Here is a 26,646-nt window from a genome sequence, read left to right on the forward strand (position 1 = left end):
CGGCGGCACGATCGATCCAGAAGGCTCGCTTTCGGGTCACGATCAGCGGGCAGCGGGCTCGGTATCCCCTCCAATTGGGGGCTCGCTTTATAACGTTTTGGTGTCCTATGGACGGTCGTACCAAAAAAGGCCCGCCTGCACTTGCGCCGGTGCCAACTAGTTCCCTAGATTATGTTCTCAGTGTGATACAGCTAACACGCTGAAAATGAATATGGTGTGGCTCACTGTGGATCACGAAGATCCACTTGCTACGCGAATTTCTTGAGCGCCGTTGATTCGGTGTTCGGACTGCAAAGGGGCAAACCGAATGCACATGACCACCCCGATCGCCCGACTGGACGTGGAAGAAGCAGAGGCAAGAATTGCCTGGGTATCGCAAGCCCGGTGTAGAGAAGTAGATCCAGACCAGTTGTTCGTTCGAGGCGCGGCGCAGCGTAAAGCCGCAACCATCTGTCGGCACTGCCCAGTGCTGATGCAGTGTGGCGCAGATGCTTTGGACAACCGCGTGGAATTCGGTGTGTGGGGCGGAATGACGGAACGTCAGCGGAGAGCGTTGCTCAAGCAGCATCCCGAGGTCGACTCGTGGTCCGACTTCTTCGAATCGCAGCGGCATCACCAGCCGGCTATGTAGCCGAAGATGTAGCCAAAAGATGTAACCAAGCAAAAAATACGGCGCAGGGACAGTCCCTGCGCCGTTTCTGTTTTTTCGTGAAACATCTGCATTCCACATTTATTTGTGGACCGAACGATTTCAGCCGTGTCGAGTCAGTTCGTCCGCGACGGCACGCAATGCATCGAGATCGACGACCTCGAACGGAAATGTCGGAACGCCGACGATAGCGACCCGCGGATGCGCACCCCTGAACCGTTGCAGGAGACGCTGTTCGCGCTTTGCCGTGAGAACACGTTGCGCGTGCACACGCAAAACACCGGCGGCCAAAGCATTTTCGGGCTTGCCTGCCGACTCGAGCTGATCCGCAACGGTCAGCGCGTGATCCGAAGAGAGCGAAGACAATTCGGGATGCGTGCGATTGAGGACAAGTCCGGCGAGCGGCATGTTCTCGGTCGAGAGTCGATCGACGAAGAAGGACGCCTCACGAAGCGCGTCGGGTTCGGCAGCCGAGACGACGATGAAAGCCGTTCCGGGCCTTGACAACAACTCGAACGTCCGTTGTGACCGTGCCCGGAAACCGCCGAACATCGTATCCAGCGACTGTACGAACACCGACGCATTGGACAACATCTGCCCGCCGACGATCGTCGAAACACCCTTCAGCGCGAGGCCCATCGCGCCAGTGACGATGCGACCGAAACCGCGACCGGGAGCAGTGAATACGCGAATCATGCGGCCGTCGAGGAAGTTTCCGAGCCGCTTCGGTGCATCGAGGAAGTCGAGTGCGTTGCGCGACGGTGGAGTGTCGACCACGATCAGATCCCAGATGCCCTTGTCGGACAGCTGGCCCAACTTCTCCATCGCCATGTATTCCTGCGTGCCACCGAACGACGACACAGCGGTCTGGTAGACGGGGTTGGCGAAGATGGATTCGGCCTTCTCCGGCGCATGCTCGACGACCATATCGTCGAACGTGCGCTTCATGTTCAACATCATCGCCTGCAGTTCGCCCTTGACCTCGGGGCCGAGATTCACAGGCTGCGGATCGTTGTCGAGGCTTTCGACCCCGAGTGCCTGCGCGAGGCGTCTTGCGGGGTCGATCGTCAGCACGACGACCTTGCGACCCTGCTCGGCTGCGCGGAGCGCGAGTGCGGCCGCTGTCGTCGTCTTGCCGACACCGCCCGCTCCGCAGCACACGACGAGGTGCGTGTTCGGGTCGGCGAGGATCCTGCCGATTTCGAGGTTCGGCGCAGTAGAAGTCGTCATCGCACACCCTGTTCGCTCAACCGTGCCGCCAATTCGTACAGTCCGCCGAGATCGACACCTTCGGCAAGCGCGGGAAGGTGCAGCCTGGCGACATCGACCTTGTCGAGTTCGCCCGCTGCGTCGTCCTGGCTCTGCAATGTCGACGAATGTTCGATCGTCTCGGTGATGAGGCCTTCGAAGTCCTTGTCCGACAGTTCGATACCGGCCGCCTGGAGACTCTCGCGCACTGCGGCGCTGTCGATCTCACCTCGCGCGGCATTCTCGCGGACCTCCTTCGCCAGGATTCCCTGCGATGCGCGGTTGACGATCACTGTCGCGACCTGCAGGTCGGCCGCGGTGAGGTCGGCGATCGCGTCCGCCGTTTCCTGTACCGGCAGGGCCTCGAGCAGCGTCACGAGGTGAACCACGGTGTCGGGTGAATGCAGAAGGGTCACAACCCCTTCGCTCTGGGAGGCGACGGGTCCGCCTGCAGCGAGGTCGGCCATCGCCTTGGTGACGTCGAGGAACGTCGTGATGCGGCCGGTCGGCGGTGAATCGACGACGACCTCGTCGTAGACGCGCTTACCGGCGTTGTCGGTCCTGATCACACATTCCTTGATCTTGCCGGTGAGGATGACGTCGCGCAGGCCCGGCGCGAGGGTGGTTACGAACTCGATCGCACCCATCCGCTTCATCGCGCGCCCGGCGAACCCGAGGTTGTAGAACATGTCGAGATACTCGAGAAACGCATGCTCGGTTTCGATCGGCAGCGCATAGACCTCGCCGCCACGATCGGCCGTCGCAATCTTGGTCTCGGTCGGAGGGAGTGGCGGAACGTCGAAGAGTTGGGCGATACCCTGCCTACCCTCGACTTCGACGAGCAGCACCCGTCGGCCGCCTGCTGCGAGCGTCAGCGCAAGGGCGGCCGCGACGGTGGATTTACCGGTGCCGCCTTTGCCCGATACGAAGTGCAATCGGGCCCTCTCGGCTTTCGCAGGCCACCTGTCCTCGAGTGGGTTGTCCACCTCGAGCGGATTCTCTGTTGAAGACACGTCACGAGCCTATAACTAGGTCTGTCGAACGAGCGGACCGATGGGGGAATCCGCATACACGAGGCAAAGGCGTCTACCCTCAGCGACATGAGTGAATTGACCACCTGGGAGTACGCGACTGTTCCGTTGCTCACCCACGTAACCAAGCAAATTCTCGACCAATGGGGTTCCGATGGCTGGGAACTCGTCACCGTGCTGCCCGGCCCGACCGGTGAGCAGCACGTCGCCTACCTGAAGCGCCCGAAGGGCTGAGTCGGATGGGTACCTGGACCGAACGCCTTGCGGAGCTCGACATCGCGCTTCCGCCTGTCGCGAAACCCGTTGCGGCGTATATCCCCGCCATCCGTACGGGCTCGCTGGTGTACACCTCCGGCCAGCTCCCGTTCGTCGACGGTGCGTTGAGCTCGACAGGCAAAGTCGGTGCCGAGGTCGACGCCGACGAGGCCAAGGCAGCCGCTCGTGCCTGTGCGCTCAACGCACTCGCCGCGATCGACAACCTGGTCGGGCTCGATGCGATCGTGCGGATCGTCAAGGTCGTCGGCTTCGTCGCCTCCGCGGAAGGCTTCACGGGTCAGCCGGGCGTCGTCAACGGTGCGTCGGAATTCTTCGGTGAAGTGTTCGGAGACGCAGGCATTCACGCGCGGTCCGCAGTCGGGGTCGCCGAACTCCCGCTCGGTGCGCCGGTCGAGGTCGAACTCATCGTCGAGGTTTCGTAACAGGAGGTGGGCGGGGGTGGTGCTCGAACATCCCGCGTACGGCCGGCTGCGGCAGGTAACGCCGACGGCTGCGGTGCTGTTGGCCGACAATCCGGGCAAGATGACGCTCGACGGCACCAACACCTGGATCTTGCGTGCACCCGACAGCGCCGAATGTGTTGTGGTGGATCCTGGTCCCCGGGACAAAGCGCACATCGGGCTGATCGCCGAGTCCGCGCCGGTCGCGATGACGCTGATCACCCATCGACATTTCGATCACACCGGTGGCCTGAAACGCCACAGGAAGCTCACCGACAGCCCTGTGCGGTCGGCGGACCCGAAGTTTCTGCACAAATCGACGGTGCCGCTACGTGACGGTGAGATCGTCGAAGCAGCGGGTCTACGGATCGAAGTGCGGGTGACTCCTGGCCATACCGGCGACTCCGTGAGTTTCGTGCTCGACGACGCCGTACTGACCGGGGACACGATCCTCGGCCGCGGAACGACGGTCATCGACACTCGCGACGGCACGCTCGCAGATTATCTGCGCTCGCTCGACATCCTCGCCGAAGTCGGCGAAGGTCGAGTGCTCTTGCCTGCGCACGGTCCGGATCGTCCCGATGCGGCGGCCGTCGCCCGTGAGTACCTTGCACACCGCAAACAACGACTGGAGCAGGTACAGGCCGCGCTGGACGTATTGGGTGCCGACGCGAAGCCCATGCAGGTCGTGCGGCACGTGTATGCCGACATCGACAAGAAGCTGTGGCCCGCAGCGCGCAGCTCGGTCAAAGCGCAACTGGAATACCTGAGGCGCTAGCGCGCATGTGCGTCCCTTCTTCAGGGCGGACCCTGGAGAAAGGACGCACGAGGCGCGAAGGCCCGCTATCGGGCTCGGCGTGCCAGACGCTCGGAGTCCGAGATGAGAACGCTCTTGCCTTCCAGGCGCAGCCAACCGCGGTGTGCGAAGTCTGCAAGCGCTTTGTTGACGGTCTCACGGGAAGCGCCGACAAGCTGAGCGATCTCTTCCTGCGTGAGGTCGTGTGTGACCCGCAGCGAACCGGCTTCCTGGGTGCCGAAGCGTTGTGCGAGCTGCAGCAACGCTTTTGCGACCCGGCCGGGCACGTCGGTGAAGATCAGGTCTGCGAGGTTGTTGTTGGTGCGACGCAACCTACGAGCGAGGACGCGCAGCAACTGCTCCGCGATCTCGGGTCGCTGATCGATCCACTCCTTGAGTGCGTCGCGGTCCATGCTGACCGCCCGAACCTCGGTGACGGTGGTTGCCGTCGAGGTGCGCGGGCCGGGGTCGAAGATCGACAGTTCGCCGAACATGTCCGACGGTCCCATGATGTAGAGCAAGTTTTCGCGTCCGTCTGGGGATCGGCGGCCAAGCTTCACCTTGCCGGAAACGATGATGTAAAGGCGGTCGCCCGGTTCACCTTCGTTGAAGATGACATGTCCGCGCGGGAAATCGACCGGGTGCAGCTGCTGGCTCAACGCAGCTACGGCCGAGGGCTCGACGCCTTGGAAGATGCCGGCTCTGGCCAGGGCCTCGTCCACGTGTGCTCCTTATGAGGGCAGAAGTTGAAAGTGCAGTCTACTTCGCACGGCTCCAACCGTAGTGACAGAGGCCACTTACCGCACAAGGAATCGCCGCGCCGATGTGTCCGAACCGTGTTCGGACTTTACTGAAGCCGGGGGTCGTGCCTGGTCAGCTGGCCTTTCGGACACTGAGGAGGCGGGCACCGGCAGCGCGGGTGCGTTGTCCGTCGCCACGATTGCGACGGCGGTGGAAGCGAGCGAGTGCGACAGGCATGCTGACCTTGGCCAGCGATGCGACCTCGGCTTTGCTGGCGGTGTCGAGGAACTCTTGGACCTCTTGTTCGCGGACGTTGAGGCGGCTCAGGCGAAACTCGACACGTTCCATGGCGAGCGCAAACAGCATGAGCAGCACCGGGAAGAGCACCACAGCGAGTCCTTGCATACCGGTGAGTAAACACGGCGAAGGTCTCAGAAGGAACACGGCACGGATTTTCTTGTCGGTCGTATCCGTACAGTTATGAGGTGCGAGCCACCGAATCGAACACCGAATCCGCCGGCGCAGGCGCGGCATCGTCGAAGTCGAAGGGCGAAGAGACTCGACTAGGCCTTGTGCGACGGGCGCGGAGGATGAACCGCCGTCTTTCCGAAGCGTTTCCGCACGTCTACTGCGAACTGGATTTCACGACACCGCTCGAATTAGCAGTGGCGACAATACTTTCCGCGCAATGCACGGACAAGAAGGTCAACGAGACGACGCCGCCCGTTTTCGCGAAGTACAAGACTGCCCGCGATTACGCCACCGCAGACCGCCTCGAGCTGGAGGAGCTGATCCGGCCGACCGGGTTCTATCGGAACAAGACGAGCTCGCTCATCGGGCTGGGTCAGGCCGTGCTCGAGCGATTCGACGGTGAGCTCCCGCACACTCTCGCCGAACTGGTCACGTTGCCCGGCATCGGCCGCAAGACGGCGAACGTGATCCTCGGCAACGCGTTCGACGTACCGGGCATCACGGTCGACACCCACTTCGGTCGGCTGGTTCGGCGCTGGGCGTGGACGACGGAAGAGGACCCGGTCAAGGTCGAGCACGCGATCGGCGAATTGATCGAGCGCAAGGAGTGGACTCTGCTCTCGCACCGCGTGATCTTCCACGGTCGGCGGGTCTGCCATGCGAAGAAGCCTGCCTGCGGTGTCTGCGTACTTGCGAAGGATTGCCCTTCCTACGGACTCGGGCCGACGGACAAGGAGACCGCTGCCAAGTTGGTGAAGGGTCCCGAACTCGAACACCTGCTGGCGATGGCCGGCCTGTGAGGTGAGGATGTCGAACTCCGGCAGGTGGTCGCTTGCTGTTCTCGTAGTGGTCGTGGGGTTGGTGGTCGCGCTGTGGCCGCGTGACGCCGAGCCGGACCCGACCGTGCAGCGCACCCCGCCTTCGTCCGGAGTCACCTCCGATACCGACCTCGGTCCGTCTCGAACCGCAGCAGCGCTCCGCCGATGCCCGACGCCGCAGCCAGGCTCCAGCCCGACACCGGGTCCACTCGACGGCATCACGCTGAGTTGCCTCGCAGACGGAACGACGGTCGACCTCGGCGCTGCGCTTGCCGGAACGCCGACCTTGCTCAACCTCTGGGCGTACTGGTGTGCACCATGTGCAGACGAGTTGCCCATACTGCAGGAATACGCGGAACGCGCGAAGCTGTCGGTGAACGTGCTGACCGTGCACTCCGATACGAACGAGGAGATGGCGTTGGCACGACTTGCGGATCTGGCGGTGCACCTGCCAGGGGTGCAGGACGCCGCACTGCGGGTCAGGACCGCGGTCGGGGCGCCCCCGGTGCTGCCCGTATCGGTACTGCTGCGTGCGGACGGGTCCGTTGCCAAGGTGGTCGTCAAACCGTTCACCAGTGTCGACGAAATCGCAGACGTCGTCGCCGAGAATCTCGGTGTCGCAGCGTGATAGCCGACAACGTGCCGCCGTCGGGTGGTGTCGCGGTGCCCGACTGGTTGCGTCGGGTCGCCGAGGAGGTTCCTACGGATTCGACAGGGACCAACCCCATCCTCGCCCGCTACGCAGCCGCCGACGCCGATGCCCGTGAGGCAGCGGTCCTCGTGCTGTTCGGTGGCACCGCCGACGCGGACCCCAACGCGCGCGGTGGATTACCCGCCGATGCCGAAGTGCTTCTGACACAACGAGCTTCGACGTTACGTCAGCATCGCGGTCAGGTCGCGTTTCCCGGCGGTGGCGCGGATCCGGGCGACGACGGTCCGATCGCGACGGCGCTTCGGGAAGCAGAGGAAGAGACCGGCCTCGATCCTGCCGGGGTGCAACCACTGGCGACGTGGCCCGGCATCTACGTCCCACCGTCACGCTTCGACGTCACCCCCGTCATCGCCTACTGGCGTACGCCTAGTGCCGTCGATGTCGTCGACCGCGACGAAGCCGAGCGGGTCGTGCGGGTTCCGGTGAGCACATTGCTCGACCCAGCCAACCGCTTCATCGTTCGGCATCCGCTCGGCTACTTCGGGCCTGCGTTCACGGTCGACGGGATGGTGGTCTGGGGCTTCACGGGCGGTATTCTCGCCGGCGTGTTCGCTGTGTCCGGCTGGGAGGTCGAATGGGATCGGTCGGATGTTCGCGATCTCGAATCCACCCTCGCCGCAGCGGGTATGGGAGACTCGCTCGTCCTGCCACCCGAGTTGGACTCACCGTCGCTGCGAAAGGTTGACCGATGACGTCGTCGAACTGGCTCGACATCGGTGTCCTCCTCATCGCATTGCTGGCAGCGACATCGGGGTGGCGGCAAGGAGCTGTAGCGTCCGCGCTCGCCTTCCTCGGCGTCGTACTCGGTGCTGTCGCAGGCATTCTCATCGCACCGCACGTCCTGGTCCACGTCGACGAGGGCCGTGCGCGGGTGCTCGTCGGTGTCCTCTTGATCGTGACCCTCGTGATCGTCGGCGAAGTCGCCGGCATGGTGCTTGGTCGCGCAGCTCGCAGCGGCATGCACAGCCCTGCGGCACGCGCGATCGACAGTTCCGTCGGTGCGGTACTGCAGGCCGTCGCCGTACTCGTCGCGGGTTGGCTGCTCGCGGTCCCGCTCACGGCGTCGTCGCAACCCGCTGTTGCGGCAGCGGTCCGTGGTTCGACAGTGCTGAGCAAGGTCGACGAGGTAGCCCCGGAGTGGATGCGTCGACTGCCGAGCGAATTCTCGGCACTGCTCGACACCTCGGGTCTGCCGGACGTGATCGGTCCGTTCGGACGTACCCCGATCACGTCGGTGGAACCACCCGATCCGAGTGTCCTCGAAAGTCCCATCGCGCGGACCCTGCAGGACAGCGTGCTGCGTATCCGTGGGACCGCGCCGAGTTGCCAGCGCGCGCTCGAAGGTTCGGGCTTCGTCGTCGCGCCCGAACGGGTCATGACAAATGCACACGTGCTTGCAGGTACCACCGAGGTCGCCGTCGACACCGCCGACGGACCCTTGGCTGCGCAGGTCGTGCTGTTCGATCCGTCGGTCGACATCGCCATCCTCGCGGTGCCCGGCCTCACCGCACCCGTCCTGTCCTGGGCGCCCGAACCGGCCCGAACCGGTGCCGACGCCATCGTGCTCGGTTATCCCGGCGGCGGACCGTACACCGCGAGCGCGGCGAGGGTCCGTGAGACGCTCGACCTCACCGGGCCGAACATCTACCGATCCGACACTGTCGAACGCGAGGTGTACACGGTTCGTGGGTCGATCAGACAGGGCAACTCGGGCGGTCCCCTTGTCGACAGTCAGGGCCGCATCCTCGGGGTCGTCTTCGGTGCGGCGGTCGACAACAGCGACACCGGCTTCGTCTTGACCGAGAACGAGGTGTCCAAGCAGTTGGAGATGGCTCCGTCGGTGACTGCGATCGTCGAGACCGGCGCGTGCATCCTGTGACCGCTGGTCAGAAGGACCGAGTAGCCGAGAGGGCTACGTAGCGAACCGGACGATTTCGGCAGTCACCTGATCGGGCCGCTCCTGGTGGACGAAGTGGCCGGCGGACCCGATGGTGCGAAGTTCACGCCGCGGTGCCCACCTCGTACATCGCGCGAGTGTGTTGACGAGGATGTACGGGTCGAGATCCCCGTGGATCTGCAGCACGGGGATGTTGATCTGCTTGTCCATGATCGCCATGAATCGTCTACCGTCCGTTCGCCATTGGCTACGGAAAGCCCATCGCTGATACTCCAGCGCGGAATGGGCGACGCCCGGAATCCTGATCGCGGACCGCATCCGGCGAGCAGCATCGGTGAACTCGGCGGTGCGCGGATACGCCGGACCCGACCGTGTGCGCAGGAGACGTTCGACCTCGAAACCACCGTCGCGAGTGAGGCTCCGCTCAGGGAGCAGCGGCACCTGGTATTTCAAGAACTTGGGCAGCCACGCCGACCGCTGGGGAGAGTCGCGCAGTACACCGCGTTTGAGGGCGATCGGATGCGGTGAGCTGACGAGGGCGATCGATTTGACGACGCGAGGGTGGAGTACGGCGGTCGCCCAGCAGACGAGTCCGCCGTCTGCGTGCCCGAGCAAGGTCGCATCCGTATGGCCGAGTGCGCGGACGAGTCCGGCGATGTCGCCTGCGAGGGTCCAGCCGTCGTATCCGCGGGGAGGTTTGTCGCTGTCGCCGTAGCCGCGCAGGTCGACGGCCACGGTGCGGAAGCCCGCTTCGGCGAGGCCTGTCAATTGGTGTCGCCACGACCACCAGAAGTCCCCGAAGCCGTGCAGCATCACGATGAGCGGTGCGTCCGTCGAACTCGGTCCCGCTTCGGCGACATGAAAGCGGATGCCGTTGGCATGGATGTCTCGATGGGTCCACGGACCGTCGAATCTGACGGTGGAGGGGTCGGGCTGTTCCACGGCGGCGTTCAGTCGAGCTTGCGTGAGTGCAAGCGGGCTTGCGTGACCACTAGCGGCCGAGTGCTCCGCTGGCGTGGCGGCCGTCGAAGCCGTCGTTCGCGCCGCCGGGCAGCACCGACTTTGCTTCCTTGAGCGAGCTGATGGTCTTCTCCGGCGCTCGGATCTTGCGGACCCGCAGATAGCCGAGCAACGCGAACAACACCACCGCGACGATCATCAGCAGGAACACGATCAGGAATGCGAGCCACCGTTCGAACCACAGCCAGTCGAGCAGTTCGGCAAGGAAGAAGAAGAAGAAAAACGAGCTGAACAGCAGCACGGTCAGCGCGAGGATGAAGAAGACGCTGCCGACGAGGCCCTTCTTGATCTCGCCTGTGACCTCGGCCTTGGCGAGTTCGACTTCGGCTCGAACCAGCGTCGACACCTGAGTCGTCGCTTCTTTGACGAGACTGCCGACGCTCGCCGACCCGGGTACGTCCACATCGGACAGCGGGATCGCCGTGATAGTCGTCGGTGCAGCGTGGCGGCCTGCACTGTCCCTGCCGTTGCTGCTCTTGGTGAAGCTCACTTGTCGACCCCTCCGGTTGCTCGGTCGTTCGGTACTCGGCATGTGCTGCTTCGCATAGCAGCGCATACCCGTCTCGTCCGCGTCTTATTCCAACACACCGTCGCGCTCATCATCGCGGCGCGCTCCGTGGACGCGGCCGCGTCGCAACAGTAGCGCCGATCCGATGAGTGATGCGGCCAAAGACGTGATCAGGACGGCGGCTTTCGCGATTTCGAGACTCGTGCCGTCACCGACGTCTGCCATCGCGAGTTCGGCGACCAGGAGGCTGACCGTGAATCCGATCGCGCCGAGTACCGAGAGGGCGAACATGTCCCTGTTGAAGAGGTTCGCGGGGCGTGTCGCGATGCCGGTGCGGATCGCAAGCCAACTGATCCCGAAGATTCCGATCGTCTTTCCGATGAGCAGACCTGCGATCACGGCGAGCGAGACGCGGTTGGTGAACAGCTCGCCGAGAACGTCGCTGTTCAGGGGCACCCCCGATGCGAACAGTGCGAAGACGGGGACGCAGAAGCCTGCTGAGAAAGGCTGGATACGATGTTCGAGCCGCGTTGCCGGTGCCTCCGCTTCGCCGCGGTCCTTGCGCACACGCGTCAGCAGGCCGAGTGCGACGCCGGCAATGGTCGCGTGGATACCGGACTCGTGCACCGCGTACCAGGCGAACAGCGCGAGCGGGACGTAGAGGAACGGCGTCGTGATGCGCCGATGCTGTGCGTAGGCGTAGCCGGCGAAAGTCAGTGCCGATGCGCACAGCCACAGCATGGCGATCGACGCGGTGAACAGGATCGCGATCAGCCCGATGGCGAGAAGATCGTCGACGACGGCAAGGCTCAGCAGGAACACTCGGGCGCCGGTAGGAATTCGGGAGCCCGTCATGGCGAGGACGGCGAGAGCGAACGCGATGTCGGTCGCAACGGGGATCGCCCATCCGCGGTCCATGCCGGGTGCACCGAACCCGATGGCAAACGCAATCGCCGCCGGTACGACGACACCGCCGCCCGCCGCGATGATCGGCAGCAGCGCCTTCTTTCGGTCGGCAAGTTCGCCGACGACGAGTTCGCGTTTTAGTTCGAGTCCGGCGACGAAGAAGAAGACGGCGAGCAACCCGTCCTGTGCCCAGGCGCCGATTGACAGCTCGAGATGTAGTGCGGAGATGCCGACGACGGTGTCTCGGACGCTGAAGTAGCTCTCACCGACCGGGGAGTTGGCCCAGATCAAGGCGACTGCCGCGGCGACGAGAAGTATTGCGCCACCGACAGTTTCGGCACGCAGGTAGCGGGTGAGCTCGGAGCGCAGCGGCTGGATCACGGTGGCCTCTCAGGCTCGGTTTCGTCGAATGGGGTCGTTCGATCGATGCCGACCAGACTTCCCGGCGCTCCGCGATCACTCTAACAAGAGATGGTGTGACAGCCTTGATCGCGCAGGTCAGGTGTTCTTTTTCGAGAGGCGTTGGGCGGTGCGTCAGCGAGACTTGATGTCCTCGAACACCTTCGGATCGACGAGGGTCGAGGTGTCGCCGAGTTCGCGGCCTTCCGCCACGTCTCGGAGTAGTCGACGCATGATCTTGCCGCTTCGTGTTTTCGGTAGTTCGGGAACGATGTGTATCTCGCGAGGCTTCGCAATCGGGCTGATCGAGCGAGACACCTCCGCTTTGAGTTCGTCGATCAGAGCATCGCCCGTGTTTTCCGCGCTGCCCTTCAGGATCACGAACGCGACGATGCCTTGGCCGGTGGTCTCGTCGTTGGCGCCGACAACAGCCGCTTCTGCGACGCTGTGATGCCCGACGAGTGCGGACTCGACCTCCGCCGTCGAGATACGGTGCCCCGAGATGTTCATGACGTCGTCGACCCGGCCGAGCACCCACAGTGCGCCGTCTTCGTCGTACCGCGCGCCGTCGCCTGCGAAGTACCAGCCTTGCTCGGCGTAGCGCTCCCAGTAGGTCGCTTTGTAGCGTTCGGGGTCGCCCCAGATGCCGCGCAGCATCGACGGCCACGGCTGATCCAGCACGAGGTAGCCGTTGGCTTCCTTCTCGCCGAGCGTCACGTCGTTGCCGTTCTCGTCCACGATCTTCGCCGAGATGCCGGGCAGCGTCGCCATCGCCGCGCCGGGTTTCGTCGCCGTCACTCCTGGCAGAGGGGAGATCATGATCGCGCCGGTTTCGGTTTGCCACCAGGTGTCGACGATGGGTGCTGTGTTGCCGCCGATCACCTCGCGGTACCAGCGCCACGCTTCTGGGTTGATGGGTTCGCCGACCGAGCCGAGCAGGCGGATCGAGGACAGGTCGTGCGCCTGCGGGATCTGGCGACCCCACTTCATGAACGTGCGGACCAGCGTCGGTGCCGTGTAATAGATTGACACGCCGTACTTTTCGACGATGTTCCAGTGTCGGTGCTCGTCGGGGGAGTTGGGCGTGCCCTCGTAGACGACCTGGGTGACGCGGTTGGACAGTGGTCCGTAGACGATGTAGCTGTGCCCGGTGACCCAGCCGATGTCGGCGGTGCACCAGTAGACGTCTTTGCCCGGCTTGTGGTCGAAGACATTGTGGTGGGTGTACGACGTTTGGGTCAGGTAGCCGCCGGAGGTGTGGACGATGCCCTTCGGCTTACCGGTCGTGCCCGATGTGTAGAGGATGAAGAGCGGTTGCTCCGCGTCGAAGGGTTGCGCCTCGTGTTCGGGTGACGCATTCGCCACGGTCTCGTGCCACCACACATCGCGGTCCTCGGTCCACGGCACCTCGACGCCGGTACGACGGACGACCAGAACGTGCTCGACCGAGTGCGGCACATCGCCATTGGCGTACAACGCCTCGTCGACAGCCTCCTTCAGCGGTGCTGATTTACCGCGTCGCCATTGGCCGTCCGTCGTGATGACGAGCCGCGCTTCGGCGTCGTCGACCCGCTGGCGTAGCGCCGTTGGGGAGAAGCCTGCGAAGACGACCGAGTGTGTCAACCCAAGGCGTGCGCAGGCCAGCATCGAGACGATCGCTTCGGGAATCATCGGCATGTAGATGGCGACGCGGTCGCCCGCTGTCAAGCCGATCTCGGTGAAATAGTTTGCAGCCTTTGATACTTCGGCCAGAAGCTCGGAGTAGGTGAGATCGAGACTGTCGCCGGGCTCGCCCTCCCAGTGGATCGCTACCTGATCGCCGTGGCCGTCGATCACATGCCGATCGACGCAGTTGTACGCGACGTTCAGTTTGCCGCCCACAAACCACCGTGCGACAGGAGCGGCGGACCAGTCGAGTACCTCCGTCCACGGCTCGTGCCAGTGCAACCGCGCTGCTTGTTCGCCCCAGAAGGCGAGTCGATCCGCTTCGGCGGCTGCGGCGAGTTCCGGTCCGGCATTGGCTGCCGCGACGAATTCGTCGCTGGGCGCGTAGGCATCCTGTGCAGGTGTACCAGTCATTCTCGCTGCCTCTTTCCGTGCATCGGTGAACGTAAGCCACTCTCGCCCGACATTAGTTCATCGGTTTGCCGTCGATACCTCTGGCGTCACGAGGATCCGCTGGTGCTCGGCGGGGGCATTGCACTGACAAAAGCCGTTCGAATGGCTAAGGTCCGACGCATTCGCCTGGCACGTTTCTCGATACGTGCAAGCAGGCATTTCTCATCGACCGACTAGCAGTGGGGAGCTCGAGTTGAGGCTGAAAAGAACGACCGCGATCATCGCGGCACTGGTGACTGCGAGTGGAATCGGGTTGGCGGGCTGTTCGTCCGACAGTTCCGGCGACAGCGACTTCGTGACCGTCAACGCTGGGGAACCACAGAATCCCCTCGTTCCGACGAACACGAACGAGAACCAGGGCGGCCGCGTCGTCGATCGGCTGTATGCCGGGCTGCGGCGCTACGACGCCAAGGGCGAGGTGTTCGACGAGATGGCGGAGTCGATCACCTCACCCGACAAGAAGAACTACACGATCAAGATCAAACCGGACTGGACGTTCACGGACGGAACACCGGTCACCGCAAAGTCTTTCGTCGACGCGTGGAACTACGGCGCACTGTCCACCAACGCCCAGTTGCAGAGTTACGTCTTCACTCCGATCGTCGGTTTCGCCGATGTGTCGGTCGATCCGCCTACGGCGCAAACGATGTCGGGTCTGAAGGTCGTGGACGACCAGACGTTCACCGTCGAACTCACCGAGCCGTCGATCGACTTCGAGATCAGCCTCGGCTACGCACCGTTCTACCCGCTGCCGGAAGTTGCATTCAAGGACATGAAGGCCTTCGGTGAGAATCCGATCGGCAACGGTCCCTACAAGTTCGCAGGCGACGGCGCCTGGGAGCACAACGTCAAGATCGACCTTGTGCCCAACGAGACCTACAAGGGTGGGCGGCCCGCGAAGAACAAGGGCCTGCGGTTCGTGATGTATCAGAACTTCGACGTTGCCTATGCCGATCTGCAGGCTGGCAATCTCGATGCCCTGGATACGATTCCGGGTAGCGCCCTCGGCTCCTACAAGCAGGATCTCGGCGATCGCGCGATCACCGTGCCGACCGCTCAGAACGCGCACATCGGCATCCAGACCTCGACGCCGCATTTCGGCGGAGAGGAAGGTCTGCTGCGTCGCAAGGCACTCTCGATGGCGATCAACCGAGAGCAGATTTCCGAGAACATATTCTACGGAACCCGTACGCCCGCAAGAGACTTCACGGCGTCGACGCTGCCGGGTTACGACGGGAACCTGCCGGGTTCGGAAGTGCTGGACTTCAACCCGGAGGAGGCGAAGAAGTTGTGGGCGCAGGCCGACGCGATCTCGCCGTGGACCGGCAAGTACGAGATCGCCTACAACGCCGACGGCGATCATCAGGCGTGGATCGAAGCTGTCGCCAACAGCATCAAGAACACGCTCGGCATCGACGCATCCGGCGTCAGCTACCCGACGTTCAAACAGGTTCGTGACGACGTCAACGCCAAGACGATCAACAAGGCCTTCCGCTACGGCTGGCAGGGTGACTATCCGTCGATGCTGCAGTTCTTGACCTCGCAGTACTTCAGCTTCTCGGAAACGAACAACGTCGACTACAACAACCCCGAATTCGATCGCCTGCTCAACGCGGCACTCGCGGCGCCGACACCGGAGGAGTCGTACAAGATCGTTGCGCAGGCGCAGGCACTGCTGCTGAAAGACATGGCCGACATTCCCGTGTTCGACTATGTCGCGGCTGCGGGTCGGTCGGACAAGGTGAGCACGGCTCCGCTGGCGTGGAACGGTCTGTTCGATTTCGAGAACATCGAGAAATAGGCGTCTTCGTCTTCGCCGCTCGTGAGTCTTTTCGGTGGTCCTGACCTCCGAAAAGACTCACGAGCCCTTCCCGAGGGAGGGCCTGCATGGCCTGGTACGTCGTTCGCCGCCTTCTGCAGATGATCCCGGTGTTTCTGGGAGCGACGCTGCTGATCTACGCGATGGTGTTTCTGATACCCGGCGATCCGATCGCCGCACTCGCCGGTGACAAGCCGATGTCGCCCGCTGTCGAGGCGCAACTGCGAGCGCGCTACCACCTCGATCAACCGTTCATCGTGCAGTACCTGCAATATCTGAAGGGGATCGTCACCTTCGACTTCGGTACCGCGTTCTCCGGCAGGCCGGTCCGCGACGAGTTGGCCCGCGCTTTCCCGATCACTCTCAAACTGGCCCTGATGGCGGTGGTGATCGAGGGCGGTTTCGGCGTCGTCTTCGGTCTGATCGCGGGACTGCGGAAGGGCAAGTTCTTCGACTCGACGTTGTTGGTCGTCAGTCTCGTCATCATCGCCGTGCCGATCTTCGTCGTCGGTTTCCTTGCCCAGTTCCTGCTCGGCGTGAAGTGGGGCATCGCACCGGTCACGGTGACGGGCAATGCGACGTTCACCGAGTTGCTCGTTCCGGCGTTCGTCCTCGGGTCCCTCTCGTTCGCCTATGTCTTGCGGCTGACCCGAAATTCGGTGGCGGAGAACATGTCCGCCGACTACGTCCGAACCGCGACCGCAAAAGGACTTTCCCGCCCGCGGGTCGTGGTCGTGCACATTCTGCGAAACTCGATGATTCCCGTCGTGACGTTCCTCGGAGCCGACCTCGGAGCATTGATGGGAGGCGCGATCGTCACGGAGGGCATCTTCAACATTCCAGGTGTCGGTGGAACGTTGTTCCAAGCGATCGTCCGTGGTGAACCCCCGACCGTCGTCTCGTTCGTGACGGTCCTGATCGTCATCTTCCTGATTTCGAATCTGCTCGTAGACCTGCTCTACGCCGTGCTCGATCCGAGGATTCGTTATGTCTGATTTCAGCAAGAAGCGAAGTGGCCAAGATCATTTCGTCGCACCGGAGGACGAGGTCGAGGTGCTCGGGACCGACGTGGTCGACGAATCGGGATCGCCGACGAGCATGTGGACCGACGCGTGGCGGCAGCTGCGCAGGAATCCGCTGTTCGTCATCGCGACGGTGCTGATTCTGTTCGTCCTCAGTGTCGCGATATTTCCCGGCCTCTTCACCGATCAGGATCCCCGTTACTGCAACGGTGATTTCAGTATGGATCGGGGCAGCGCAGGCCACATCTTCGGCTACGACAGGCAGGGCTGCGATATCTACGCCCGGACCGTGTACGGGGCGCGGGCGTCGGTCACGGCGGGCATCGGCGCGACGCTACTGTTCGTTCTCGTCGGCGGCACCCTAGGTGCACTCGCGGGATTCTATGGGGGACTGCTGGATTCGATCGTCTCCCGCGTCGCCGAAGTTGTGTACGCATTGCCGCTGATGCTGGCCGCGATCGTGCTTATGCAGTTGCTCGATTCGCGGACCATCTGGACTGTCGTTGCGATCCTTGCCGCGTTCACCTGGCCGCAAGCCGCTCGAATAGCACGTGCCGCGGTGATCGAGGCAAAAGGCAGCGACTACGTGCTTGCCGCAAAAGCGTTGGGCGTCTCCCGATTACGGACGCTGATCAGGCATGTGCTGCCCAACGCCGCTGGACCGCTGATCGTCGTGACGACGATCTGGCTCGGCGTATTCATCGTCACCGAAGCGACGTTGTCCTACCTCGGCGTCGGCCTGCCGCGGACCGTGGTGTCGTGGGGCGGCGATATCGCGTCGAGCCAGAAGGAGATCAGGTCGTCACCGATCCTGTTCTATCCCGCAACGGCTTTGGCGATCACCGTGCTCAGCTTCATCATGCTCGGTGACGCTGTGCGTGACGCTCTCGACCCGAAAGCGAGAAAGCGATAATGTCCGAGATGACCTTCGAGATGACCTCCGACGCTGTGCAACCGCTGCTCGAAATCAAAGATCTCAGCGTCTCGTTCACCTCGGGTGGCAAAGAGGTGCCGGCTGTCCGCAACGTCGACCTGACCGTATATCCGGGGCAGACGGTGGCGATCGTCGGCGAATCCGGATCCGGCAAGTCGACGACGGCGCACTCGATCATCAACCTGCTGCCCGGCACCGGAAAGGTGACGTCTGGTCAAATTCTGTTCGAGGGCAAGGATTTGGCAACTGCATCGGCGAAAGAGATTGTCGCGGTGCGCGGCACGGGTATCGGATTGGTTCCACAGGATCCGATGTCGAATCTCAATCCGGTGTGGAAGGTCGGATTCCAAATCGCGGAGACGTTGCGAGCGAACGGCATTGCGAAAGGAAAGGCTGCAAAACGTCGTGCGGTCGAATTGCTCACCGAGGCGGGGATGAACGACGCGGAGCGCCGCGTCAATCAGTATCCACACGAGTTCTCGGGCGGCATGCGGCAGCGCGCGCTCATCGCCATCGGTCTGTCGTGCCGACCGAAGCTGTTGATCGCCGACGAACCGACGTCGGCGCTCGACGTGACGGTGCAGCGCCAGATCCTCGATCACCTCGACGGGTTGACGCGTGAACTCGGCACCGCGGTGCTGCTCATCACCCACGATCTCGGGCTCGCCGCCGAACGCGCCGAGCATCTCGTCGTCATGTACCGCGGTCGGGTCGTCGAATCGGGTCCCGCACTGGACATCCTGCGGGATCCGCAGCACCTCTACACGAAGAAGTTGGTGAATTCGGCGCCGTCGCTCGCGTCGCAGCGATTGTCGTCGGTGTTGGCGCGCAAAGAGATTCAGGCGCAGGCCATCGAGGTCGCGACCCAGGTCGCCGATGTCGAGGATGCGAACGTCGTCGTCGCGTCGCAGCTTACGAAGAAGTTCAGCATCCGAGGTAGCGCGCCGTGGAAGTCGAGTGAACTCGTTGCTGTCGACGACGTGTCGTTCGCTGTGCGACGCGGGACGACGACGGCGATCGTCGGCGAATCCGGGTCCGGCAAATCGACTGTGGCGCAGATGGTTCTGGGTTTGCTGGAGCCGACCTCGGGGACGGTCGAGTTCGAAGGCGCCGACGTCGCGAAGCTGAGCAAGTCGGAGCAGTTCGCCTTCCGCCGCAAGGTGCAGCCGATCTTCCAGAACCCGTACGGCTCACTCGATCCGATGTACTCGATCTATCGAACCATCGAAGAACCGTTGCGGACCCACAAGATCGGGAGCACCAAGGAGCGTGAGGGTGTGGTTCGCGATCTGCTGGACAAGGTCTCGCTCCCGTCGTCGGTGCTGAAGCGGTATCCGAACGAGTTGTCCGGCGGTCAGCGCCAGCGGGTCGCGATCGCGCGGGCGTTGGCGCTGCAACCCGAGCTGGTGGTGTGCGACGAGGCGGTGTCGGCGCTCGATGTTCTTGTGCAGGCACAGATCTTGAAGCTGCTCAACGACCTGCAGGCGGAACTGGGATTGTCCTACCTGTTCATCACCCACGACCTCGCGGTGGTGCGGCAGATTGCGGACAATGTCGTCGTGATGAGCAACGGCAAGGTTGTCGAGGCCGCAAGCACTGTCGAGGTTTTCGACAATCCGGCGCAGGAATACACCCGCAAGCTGCTGGCAGCGATACCTGGGCGTGAGCTGTTGGTCGGGTCCTGACAGGTTGCCTTCGTAAGGGGTACGCCAGGGGGCACGTCTGGGTAGGTCCGAGCGACCTCAGTAACGTCACCGGAGTGCCGGACCCATTGCAACCACTCGCCGAGCTGCCGGGCGTGCGCGCCGCCGCCGACCTGGCGCGCGATGCGCTCGCCGAGGTGCACCGCCACAAGACCAACAGACGTGGCTGGCCGACGACTGCGGCCGAGGCTGCGGTGCGGGCCGCGAGATCGTCGTCGGTGCTCGACGGCGGGTCGACCGAATTGCCGTCCGAAGGTGAGCCGGGAGATCCGATCCTTGCGGGTGCGTTGCGCGTCGGTCAGGCGCTGGACGGTGACTCGTTGCCGATCCTCGTCGGGGTGTGGCAGCGCGCGCCGCTGCAAGCATTGGCTCGACTGCATCTACTCGCAGGCGCCGGCCTCGTCGAGGATCAGGATTCGCTCGGCCGGCCACGAGACAGCGGTGGCGTTGCGGATCGGTTGGCCATGTTGGCAGATGTGGTCGTCGGAAGTTCGGCGCCTGCGCCTGTCATCGCTGCTGTCGTACACGGCGAATTGCTCGCCCTACGTCCCTTCGGAACTGCGGACGGCGTCGTTGCCCGCGCGGCGTCGCGACTCGTTTCGGTAGCCAGCGGTCTCGATCCGCACAATCTCGGCGTTCCCGAGGTCACCTGGATGCGTCGAGAGGCGCATTATCGTGATGCGATCGACGCCTTCGCGTCGGGTGACCCGGCGGGCGTCGGGGACTGGGTGATCTTGTGCTGCAGCGCATTAGAGGCAGGCGCACGTGAGGCGACCTCGATCGCCGAAGCGATGAGTAGCTGACTTTTCAACGAAATGCTGTGCAGCGCTTGCACACACGTAAAAGCGGGCGGCGATGTCGTAAACGACTTCGCCGCCCGCTAGCACGGAATATCCGGTTACCAAGCGTGCTAAGGTGGGTTGTGTGGTTGGCCTCGGCGTCAATCCGACCTTCGTTGGTTAATCCCCGCAACCCGTGCAGGGTTTTCGCCAGCAAAGACCCGAATCACGCAGGCCCACAACGCTTCTGCCCTTGTCGCGGCGCGCTCCGCGTGGGTGCCTGATCTCCGTGCTGGGAATCGCGGTCGGGAGGTCGGTCCTTCTCTTCCGGCTCGACCTTGGCCTTCCGTTCTTCCGTATCTCCTTTGTACTCTGTGACTCCGCTCACATCAAGAGGAAGTTCTGATCGAGGGTTTTGGGCGTGTCGTCAGCGGCGACGGCGTAGAAGGCCGTACGTGATTGCGCCGGCGGCCAGCGCGCTCAGCCCGACGGCCGCTGTCGCAGCGACGGTCGTCGACGACGGCGCTTGGAATCGGGCACGCAGCGAGACCGGGTTGGAGAACGTGAGAATCGGCCAGCCGCGGGACGCCGCTTCTTTGCGGAGACCCCGATCGGGGTTGACCGCCGTCGGGTGTCCGACGGCTTGCAGCATCGGCAGATCGGTCAACGAATCCGAATAGGCGAAGCATCGGGCGAGATCGTAGTTTTCTTGTTCGGCCAGTTGTTCGATTGCTTGGACCTTGCCCTCGCCGTAGCAATAGAACTCGACCTCGCCGGTGTATTTGCCGTCCTCGACCGCCAATTGTGTGGCGGCCGTGAAATCCGCGCCGAGCGCCTCCGCGATCGGACCGACGACTTCTTCACCGGATGCGGATACGACAACGATGTCGTGGCCGCGGATCTTGTGGTCGGCAATGAGGTCGGCGGCTTCGGCGAAGATCAGCGGATCGACGACATCGTGCAGCGTCTCCGCAACTATCGACTTGACCTGAGCTACGTCCCATCCCGTACTCATCTTCACCAAATGTGCTCGCATACGCTCCATTTGGTCGTGATCGGCACCGGACAGCAGAAACAGGAAATGCGCATAGCTGCTCTTGAGTACCGCCCGTCGATTGAGTAGCCCCTGGTCGAAGAAGGGCTTACTGAATGCAAAAGTGCTCGACTTCGCGATGATTGTTTTGTCCAGATCGAAGAAGGCCGCGATTCGCTTCGTCGCGGTCTCTGCTGAACTCTGTGCCGTCACGGTTACAAGGATATGCACGAGCAATCGGCGGGTCGCATCGCGTTTGGTGTAGCGCGTCGTAGGAACGAACTCGTTCAAACTTTGACTTGCGATATCCGGCACCCTCGGGTGTAGTATTGCCGGTACCTGGACTTGTTCCAGGCGCGTTCAGCCCGACCCCCCGGGGCTGAACCCGACGACCCTCGCCTCCTCCCCCCCTGGCGAGGGTCGTCCTCTGTTTACGGGTCGGTCGTTCTTCAGTTTCGACGGCGTGAAGGGACCCCAGCCGCCGTCGAACGTTGTCGAGGGACCCCTCACTCCGGTTTCACACTCTGGCACCGCCGTACCAAAAGTTATCCACAAGGCCGAAGTTATCCACAATCGCGAGAAACCCTCTGTTGCGGTCGTGGAACGTGCGTGAGTGTTGTCGGCATGAACACCGACCGGCAGGAAACCGACCGCGACGACCGCACCCGAACAGGGGCGTTGATGGTGGTCCGCGACGTGAAACTGCGTGAAGACGTGCGACGCGTCGCGGCGGCCGCAGATGTCGCGCTCGACGAGGTTGCCGGTGTTCTCACCCGGCGGCTGTGGGGACGAGCATCGACCGTCGTGCTCGACGCAGATGCGGCGCGCGTTGTGTCGGACGACGAACTGCCGCGTCGGCGGGGAGTTGTCCTTGTCACCGACGGCGAACCCGAACTGACGGACTGGCAACGTGCAGCCGCCATCGGTGCCGAATACGTCGTCGGTCTGCCGCGGCAGGAGTCCCTGCTGGTCGGAGTGCTCGGCGCACGGCCGGAAGTCGGGTCGGGCGACGGTTTCGTCGTTGCGGTTGTCGGCGGTCGCGGCGGTGCCGGCGCGTCGACTTTCGCTGCGGCGCTTGCCTTGTCCGTCGAGTCGACGAAGTTTCGGTCGCACGCGATGCTCGTAGACGGCGACAGCTTCGGCGGTGGCATCGACCTACTGCTCGGCATCGAGAACGTCGCGGGTCTGCGCTGGCCGTCGCTGTCGATCGAAGGAGGGAGGGTGTCGGCCGCCGCGTTGCGCAATGCTTTGCCCGCCGCCTCACCGTATGTGTCGGTGCTGTCGTGCGCACGCGGTCACACGGCGCGAGACCCGAGTGCAGCAGCGGTGGCCGCCGTCCTCGACGCTGGTCGCAGCGCGGGCAACCTCGTCGTCGCGGACGTCGCCAGGCGGACCACACCCGCGACGGACACCTTCCTCGAGGCCGCGGATCTGGTCGTCCTGGTTGTCCCCGCCGAGCTGCGAGCGAGTGCGGCAGCCGAGGCGACAGCACGAATGGTGTCCGAGCGAAACGCCAATCTCGGTGTGGTCGTGCGAGGGCCGGCACCGGGCGGACTCCGAGGTACCGACATTGCCGATGCGCTCGGCCTCCCGCTGCTCGCGGCGATCCGGCCCGAACCCCGCCTCGCAGACCTCGTCGAGCGCGGCGGACTCGAACTCGGTCGACGCAGTCCGCTACGCCGTGCGGCCGAATCCGTCTTCGCCACACTCGGTGATCGGCCGAGAACTCGGTGGGCGGCATGACCGCGGTCGCGACGAACCAGTTGCTCGACCGAGTTCGGGATCGGTTGTCCCAGAGTTCGACCGATCCGACCCCTGCGACGGTCGCGGCCGCGATTCGTGCCGAAGCGGGTGGCGTGCTCGGCGATTCGGACATGCTTGCCACCCTGCGACTACTGCAGACCGAGCTCACCGGCGTCGGTCCACTCGACCCACTGCTTTCGGACCCGGCAACCGCCGACGTGCTTGTGACCGGACCCGATGCGGTGTGGGTCGACCGCGGGCGAGGGCTGCAGCGGTCCGACGTCACGTTCGCCGACGACGCTGCGGTGCGACGTCTGGCGCAACGGCTCGCTCTGTCGGCAGGGCGACGTCTCGACGACGCGCAGCCGTGGGTCGACGGTCGACTGCCCGGCGTCGGAAACACCGACTTCGGAGTGCGGCTGCACGCGGTCCTCGCGCCGATCGCCCATGGGGGAACCTGTCTCTCCCTGCGGGTGTTACGGCCTGCGACACAGGGCTTGGCTGCGTTGGTGAGCTCGGGTGCCATACCTCGAGACGCTCACGAACTGCTGCTGCGGATCGTTTCTGCTCGTTTGGCCTTCCTTGTCGTCGGCGGAACGGGGGCCGGAAAAACTACCTTGCTAGCCGCGCTTCTCGCACAAGTGGATCGAGGCGAGCGGATCGTGTGCGTCGAGGACGCGGCAGAATTGGCGCCTCAGCATCCGCACGTCGTCCGCTTGGTCGCGCGGGCCCCGAACATCGAGGGCGTCGGCGAGGTGACGGTCCGCGATCTCGTGCGGCAGGCACTTCGGATGCGTCCCGACCGAATTGTCGTCGGTGAAGTTCGTGGCGCGGAAGTCGTCGATCTGCTCACCGCGCTCAACACCGGTCATGACGGTGGCGCAGGTACGGTCCACGCCAACTCACCCGAAGAAGTGCCCGCGCGGTTGGAAGCGCTCGCTGCGCTCGGCGGAATGGATCGTGCTGCGTTGCACAGTCAGTTGGCAGCAGCGGTTCAGGTGGTCTTGCATGTGCATCGCAGAGCGGATGGTTCGCGACGGCTTGTCGAGATCGGCCTGGTTCGACAGAACGCGCACGGTTTCGTAAACATCGAGCCGGCCTGGCGTCCCGACTGCGACGCACCGGCAGCCTCGGCGCTGACGGTGTTGTTGGACAGACGGTCTGCGTTATGACGCTGGCTTTGGTGTGCATCGCAGCAGCGCTGATAGTCGCGCCATCCGAGTCCCGGCAGCGTCGGCTCGACACCATCTTCGAACGGGCCGGAGTGCGGAGAGGCTTTCCGAAGTTCGAGAACGTAATCGGATTGTGTTGCATGCCAGCGTTTCTTGTCGGCGGTCTGCACGGGTTGCTCGCTGCCGCGATGGTGGTGTTGCTGTTCCGTCGCAGGCGCGCCACCGCGTCGCGGGACGAACAGATGCAAGTCGAGCGGCGAAAGTTGTTGGACGGCATCGACATAGTGATCGGTGAACTGAAAATCGGAGCTCACCCGGCGGCTGCAGCAGAGGCGGCGGCTGCCGAATGTAGCGGCGTGGTCGCCACGGTGCTTGCGGTAGCGGCAGCGCGAAGTCGCCTCGGTGGGTCGGGCGCGGACGGGATCGAGGCCGCCGATACGGCGATCACGGCAGAGTTGGGGCGAATCGGGCACGCCTGGCGAGTCGCCGAGACCCATGGCCTTGCACTCGCCGAGCTACTGACAGCGGCCCGAACAGATATACTTGGGCGCCTGCGCTTTCGGAGTCGGACCGAGTCCAGTCTTGCGGGAGCGCGGGCGACAGGCACTGTCTTGGCAGGCCTTCCGGTCCTTGGCATCCTGCTCGGTCAGCTGATGGGCGCCGCCCCGTTGACGGTGCTGCTCGGCGGCGGCACCGGGGGAGTCCTGCTCGTCGTCGGCACCGCGTTCGCCTGCGTCGGCCTGCTGTGGACCGATGCCATCACCAGCAAAGTCGTTGCATGATCGTGCCACTGACGTTGCTTGCATGCGCGTTGCTTGTCCTTCCCGTACGCGCGTCCGCTCACCTTCGATTGCGCGAGCTCGGAGGAGATGTCGCGCAGGGTGTTTCTGCACCCGGCTCCAATGACGACGACCCACATTCCGTCGCAACCACATTCGATCTGCTCGCAGCGTGCCTTCGTGCCGGACTACCCATGGCGACGGCCGCCGCGGCAGTCGCGAGTACAGCTCCTCGGCAGTTGTCGTTCGCACTCCGACGAGCATCGGAGTTGCTCACGCTCGGTGCCGAACCAGCGACAGCGTGGGCCGACGCTGCTGCGGATCCTTCGATCGAATCGCTTGCTCGAATGGCGCGGAGGTCGGCGCGGTCGGGTTCGTCGTTGGCCGCTGCGATGACCGAGTTGGCAATCGCTCGGCGGATAGAGACAGAAGATGCTGCAGCGGCGAAAGCCGAGCGGGCGGGGGTGTTGATCAGCGGACCCCTTGGGCTGTGCTTTCTGCCTGCGTTCATCTGTCTGGGAATAGTCCCGGTCGTGATCGGACTCGCGACGAAGGTGTTGGACGGGGGATTGCTATGAGCAAACCGCGTAGTGAACACCGATGCGGAAACACCGTGTCGGAGAACGAGGGAGGGGATTCGAATGTTGAGGTCGGCGTACCAGGGGATTCAGTCACGACTACTACTCGCGATCACGGAGGACGACGGCATGTCGACCGCCGAATACGCAATCGGCACCATCGCGGCAGCAGCTTTCGGCGCAGTTTTGTACACGGTCGTGACCGGCGACAGCATTGTGAACGCGTTGACCCGGATCATCGACAAGGCGCTCACCACCTCGGTGTAACCGGTCGTCATTGCGCGATCGCCGACGAAAGAGGCGCTGCCACAGTCGAAGCCGCGATAGCCATTGCGGCCATCGTTCTTGTTGTCGTGATGTGTATCGGCGCGGTGCTTGCCGTGTCGATGCACATCCGATGTGTCGATGCAGCACGCGAGGCTGCGCGCCTGGCCGCTCGGGGCGACCGAGACAACGCGGTGTCGACAGCGGCTCGGGTTGCGCCGGATGGAGCCGTCGTCAGCGTTCGGGACGACGGCGATCACGTCATCGCGACCGTGCGGGCGAGTACGCCACTGCTACCGCTGCTCGACATCACGGCGGAGGCCGTCGCTGCAGTGGAGCCCGATGCCGATGACTGACAGGTTTCGCGACGAGCGTGGTGCCGCAACAGTTGTCGCGTGCTTCGTGATGCTTGCGCTGATTGTGGTCACGATGCTGATCGTCCATGTTGGGTCGCTGGTTGCGGTTCGTCATCGAGCCCAGTCCGCTGCCGACCTAGCAGCTCTCGCTGTTGCGGGATCGATCGAGAAGGGGGCTGACGCGGCGTGCGCCGCCGCAGAGCCGATCGCATCCCGGATGTCGGTAGCCGTGCGGGAATGCCGAATCGACGGTTGGGATGCAGTCGTCACGGTGACGGATGCGGTCCAACTGCCGACGTTCGGGGCAAAGGAGGTGCAAGCCATCGCACGGGCGGGTCCGGCGGACGAGGATTGACTGGCGAAACCAGCTACCGACCTGCGCCTCGAACCTCTCACCGAAAGTTGCCGTGCAGAATTCGGCAGCGGTGGCAGTA

29 protein-coding genes are annotated in these 26,646 nt (G+C 63.7%); 20 read left to right on the forward strand and 9 right to left on the reverse strand.

All coding sequences use genetic code 11. The features are described from left to right. Window positions 1-307: 307 nt before the first annotated feature. Entirely contained in the window at window positions 308-631 is a 324-nt protein-coding gene (locus tag JGU71_RS14620; RefSeq protein WP_199704871.1) for a WhiB family transcriptional regulator, read from the forward strand. 120 nt (window positions 632-751) lie between these two features. Here JGU71_RS14620 and bagB read toward each other — a convergent pair whose 3' ends face one another. Beyond that, a complete protein-coding gene (bagB, locus tag JGU71_RS14625; RefSeq protein ID WP_199704872.1) occupies window positions 752-1,879 on the reverse strand; it encodes an ArsA family ATPase in 1,128 nt (375 codons plus the stop codon). Then, window positions 1,876-2,910 (reverse strand): ATPase BagA, encoded by a 1,035-nt coding sequence (gene bagA, locus JGU71_RS14630; protein ID WP_307829659.1) that lies wholly within the window; start codon window positions 2,908-2,910, stop codon window positions 1,876-1,878. The genes bagB and bagA overlap by 4 nt, the downstream gene beginning before the upstream one ends. 87 nt (window positions 2,911-2,997) lie before the next feature. On the opposite strand from bagA, the gene sp36 reads away from it, so the two are divergent. Genes sp36 through JGU71_RS14645 form a run of 3 tightly spaced genes read left to right on the forward strand, consistent with a single transcriptional unit; the run spans window position 2,998 to window position 4,422 of the window. After that, window positions 2,998-3,162 carry a Sp36 family protein gene (gene sp36 / locus JGU71_RS14635; protein ID WP_199704873.1) on the forward strand — a complete coding sequence of 55 codons (165 nt, stop codon included), beginning with the start codon at window positions 2,998-3,000 and terminating at the stop codon, window positions 3,160-3,162. 5 nt (window positions 3,163-3,167) lie between these two features. Continuing rightward, the gene (locus JGU71_RS14640; protein WP_199704874.1) at window positions 3,168-3,626 is read left to right on the forward strand and encodes a RidA family protein; all 459 of its coding nucleotides are present in this window, start codon (window positions 3,168-3,170) and stop codon (window positions 3,624-3,626) included. Between the two features lie 16 nt (window positions 3,627-3,642). Then, the gene (locus JGU71_RS14645) at window positions 3,643-4,422 is read left to right on the forward strand and encodes an MBL fold metallo-hydrolase (RefSeq protein ID WP_199704875.1); all 780 of its coding nucleotides are present in this window, start codon (window positions 3,643-3,645) and stop codon (window positions 4,420-4,422) included. A 65-nt stretch (window positions 4,423-4,487) separates the two neighbouring features. On the opposite strand, the gene JGU71_RS14650 is transcribed toward JGU71_RS14645, so the two are convergent. Both JGU71_RS14650 and JGU71_RS14655 read right to left on the reverse strand, forming a co-directional pair. After that, window positions 4,488-5,162, reverse strand: coding sequence for a Crp/Fnr family transcriptional regulator (locus JGU71_RS14650; RefSeq protein WP_199704876.1), 675 nt, complete (start codon window positions 5,160-5,162; stop codon window positions 4,488-4,490). A 151-nt stretch (window positions 5,163-5,313) separates the two neighbouring features. Beyond that, window positions 5,314-5,586, reverse strand: coding sequence for a hypothetical protein (locus JGU71_RS14655; RefSeq protein WP_199704877.1), 273 nt, complete (start codon window positions 5,584-5,586; stop codon window positions 5,314-5,316). 185 nt (window positions 5,587-5,771) lie between these two features. Here JGU71_RS14655 and nth point away from each other — a divergent pair, with 185 nt between their 5' ends. The 4 genes from nth to JGU71_RS14675 are packed head-to-tail and all read left to right on the forward strand — an operon-like array spanning window position 5,772 to window position 9,061. Then, entirely contained in the window at window positions 5,772-6,452 is a 681-nt protein-coding gene (gene nth / locus JGU71_RS14660; RefSeq protein WP_199705308.1) for an endonuclease III, read from the forward strand. Window positions 6,453-6,459: 7 nt separating this feature from the next. Then, a complete protein-coding gene (locus tag JGU71_RS14665; protein ID WP_199704878.1) occupies window positions 6,460-7,098 on the forward strand; it encodes a TlpA family protein disulfide reductase in 639 nt (212 codons plus the stop codon). After that, window positions 7,095-7,874: an NUDIX hydrolase gene (locus tag JGU71_RS14670; protein WP_372433174.1), complete on the forward strand. Its 780-nt coding sequence runs from the start codon at window positions 7,095-7,097 to the stop codon at window positions 7,872-7,874. Before JGU71_RS14665 ends, JGU71_RS14670 begins: the two co-directional genes overlap by 4 nt. Then, complete coding sequence (locus JGU71_RS14675; RefSeq protein ID WP_199704879.1) at window positions 7,871-9,061, forward strand: MarP family serine protease; 1,191 nt, start codon at window positions 7,871-7,873, stop codon at window positions 9,059-9,061. The genes JGU71_RS14670 and JGU71_RS14675 overlap by 4 nt, the downstream gene beginning before the upstream one ends. A gap of 33 nt (window positions 9,062-9,094) precedes the next feature. On the opposite strand, the gene JGU71_RS14680 is transcribed toward JGU71_RS14675, so the two are convergent. From JGU71_RS14680 to acs, 4 genes are all read right to left on the reverse strand, one after another. Beyond that, window positions 9,095-10,021: an alpha/beta fold hydrolase gene (locus JGU71_RS14680; protein ID WP_199704880.1), complete on the reverse strand. Its 927-nt coding sequence runs from the start codon at window positions 10,019-10,021 to the stop codon at window positions 9,095-9,097. A gap of 49 nt (window positions 10,022-10,070) precedes the next feature. Continuing rightward, on the reverse strand, window positions 10,071-10,631 hold the full coding sequence (locus JGU71_RS14685) for a phage holin family protein (protein ID WP_199704881.1): 561 nt from the start codon (window positions 10,629-10,631) through the stop codon (window positions 10,071-10,073). 42 nt (window positions 10,632-10,673) lie between these two features. Continuing rightward, complete coding sequence (gene nhaA / locus JGU71_RS14690) at window positions 10,674-11,894, reverse strand: Na+/H+ antiporter NhaA (RefSeq protein WP_199704882.1); 1,221 nt, start codon at window positions 11,892-11,894, stop codon at window positions 10,674-10,676. Between the two features lie 153 nt (window positions 11,895-12,047). Beyond that, window positions 12,048-13,991, reverse strand: a complete 1,944-nt coding sequence (gene acs / locus JGU71_RS14695; RefSeq protein ID WP_199704883.1) for an acetate--CoA ligase — start codon at window positions 13,989-13,991, stop codon at window positions 12,048-12,050. A gap of 238 nt (window positions 13,992-14,229) precedes the next feature. Between acs and JGU71_RS14700 the strand changes: the two genes are divergently transcribed. The 5 genes from JGU71_RS14700 (at window position 14,230) to JGU71_RS14720 (ending at window position 20,311) form a co-directional block, all read left to right on the forward strand. Next, window positions 14,230-15,831: a peptide ABC transporter substrate-binding protein gene (locus JGU71_RS14700; RefSeq protein WP_372433188.1), complete on the forward strand. Its 1,602-nt coding sequence runs from the start codon at window positions 14,230-14,232 to the stop codon at window positions 15,829-15,831. A gap of 86 nt (window positions 15,832-15,917) precedes the next feature. Continuing rightward, window positions 15,918-16,844 (forward strand): ABC transporter permease, encoded by a 927-nt coding sequence (locus JGU71_RS14705; protein WP_199704884.1) that lies wholly within the window; start codon window positions 15,918-15,920, stop codon window positions 16,842-16,844. Beyond that, on the forward strand, window positions 16,837-17,784 hold the full coding sequence (locus tag JGU71_RS14710) for an ABC transporter permease (protein ID WP_199704885.1): 948 nt from the start codon (window positions 16,837-16,839) through the stop codon (window positions 17,782-17,784). Before JGU71_RS14705 ends, JGU71_RS14710 begins: the two co-directional genes overlap by 8 nt. Then, on the forward strand, window positions 17,784-19,490 hold the full coding sequence (locus tag JGU71_RS14715) for a dipeptide ABC transporter ATP-binding protein (protein WP_199704886.1): 1,707 nt from the start codon (window positions 17,784-17,786) through the stop codon (window positions 19,488-19,490). The genes JGU71_RS14710 and JGU71_RS14715 overlap by 1 nt, the downstream gene beginning before the upstream one ends. Window positions 19,491-19,564: 74 nt before the next feature. Beyond that, entirely contained in the window at window positions 19,565-20,311 is a 747-nt protein-coding gene (locus JGU71_RS14720; protein ID WP_199704887.1) for a Fic family protein, read from the forward strand. A gap of 403 nt (window positions 20,312-20,714) precedes the next feature. Here JGU71_RS14720 and JGU71_RS14725 read toward each other — a convergent pair whose 3' ends face one another. After that, a complete protein-coding gene (locus tag JGU71_RS14725) occupies window positions 20,715-21,533 on the reverse strand; it encodes an HAD family hydrolase (protein ID WP_307829661.1) in 819 nt (272 codons plus the stop codon). 411 nt (window positions 21,534-21,944) lie between these two features. On the opposite strand from JGU71_RS14725, the gene ssd reads away from it, so the two are divergent. From ssd to JGU71_RS14760, 7 genes are all read left to right on the forward strand, one after another. Then, window positions 21,945-23,063: a septum site-determining protein Ssd gene (ssd, locus tag JGU71_RS14730; RefSeq protein ID WP_199704889.1), complete on the forward strand. Its 1,119-nt coding sequence runs from the start codon at window positions 21,945-21,947 to the stop codon at window positions 23,061-23,063. Then, entirely contained in the window at window positions 23,060-24,235 is a 1,176-nt protein-coding gene (locus tag JGU71_RS14735; protein WP_199704890.1) for a TadA family conjugal transfer-associated ATPase, read from the forward strand. Before ssd ends, JGU71_RS14735 begins: the two co-directional genes overlap by 4 nt. Beyond that, complete coding sequence (locus JGU71_RS14740) at window positions 24,232-25,017, forward strand: type II secretion system F family protein (protein WP_199704891.1); 786 nt, start codon at window positions 24,232-24,234, stop codon at window positions 25,015-25,017. Before JGU71_RS14735 ends, JGU71_RS14740 begins: the two co-directional genes overlap by 4 nt. Next, complete coding sequence (locus JGU71_RS14745) at window positions 25,014-25,592, forward strand: type II secretion system F family protein (RefSeq protein WP_199704892.1); 579 nt, start codon at window positions 25,014-25,016, stop codon at window positions 25,590-25,592. The genes JGU71_RS14740 and JGU71_RS14745 overlap by 4 nt, the downstream gene beginning before the upstream one ends. A 63-nt stretch (window positions 25,593-25,655) precedes the next feature. Further along, on the forward strand, window positions 25,656-25,859 hold the full coding sequence (locus JGU71_RS14750) for a DUF4244 domain-containing protein (protein ID WP_199704893.1): 204 nt from the start codon (window positions 25,656-25,658) through the stop codon (window positions 25,857-25,859). A gap of 17 nt (window positions 25,860-25,876) precedes the next feature. After that, window positions 25,877-26,212, forward strand: coding sequence for a TadE family type IV pilus minor pilin (locus tag JGU71_RS14755; protein ID WP_199705311.1), 336 nt, complete (start codon window positions 25,877-25,879; stop codon window positions 26,210-26,212). Continuing rightward, complete coding sequence (locus JGU71_RS14760) at window positions 26,205-26,567, forward strand: Rv3654c family TadE-like protein (RefSeq protein WP_199704894.1); 363 nt, start codon at window positions 26,205-26,207, stop codon at window positions 26,565-26,567. The genes JGU71_RS14755 and JGU71_RS14760 overlap by 8 nt, the downstream gene beginning before the upstream one ends. The last annotated feature ends 79 nt before the right edge of the window (window positions 26,568-26,646 follow it).

The sequence above is a fragment of the Antrihabitans stalagmiti genome, from assembly GCF_016482825.1.
Classification (GTDB): domain Bacteria; phylum Actinomycetota; class Actinomycetes; order Mycobacteriales; family Mycobacteriaceae; genus Antrihabitans; species Antrihabitans stalagmiti.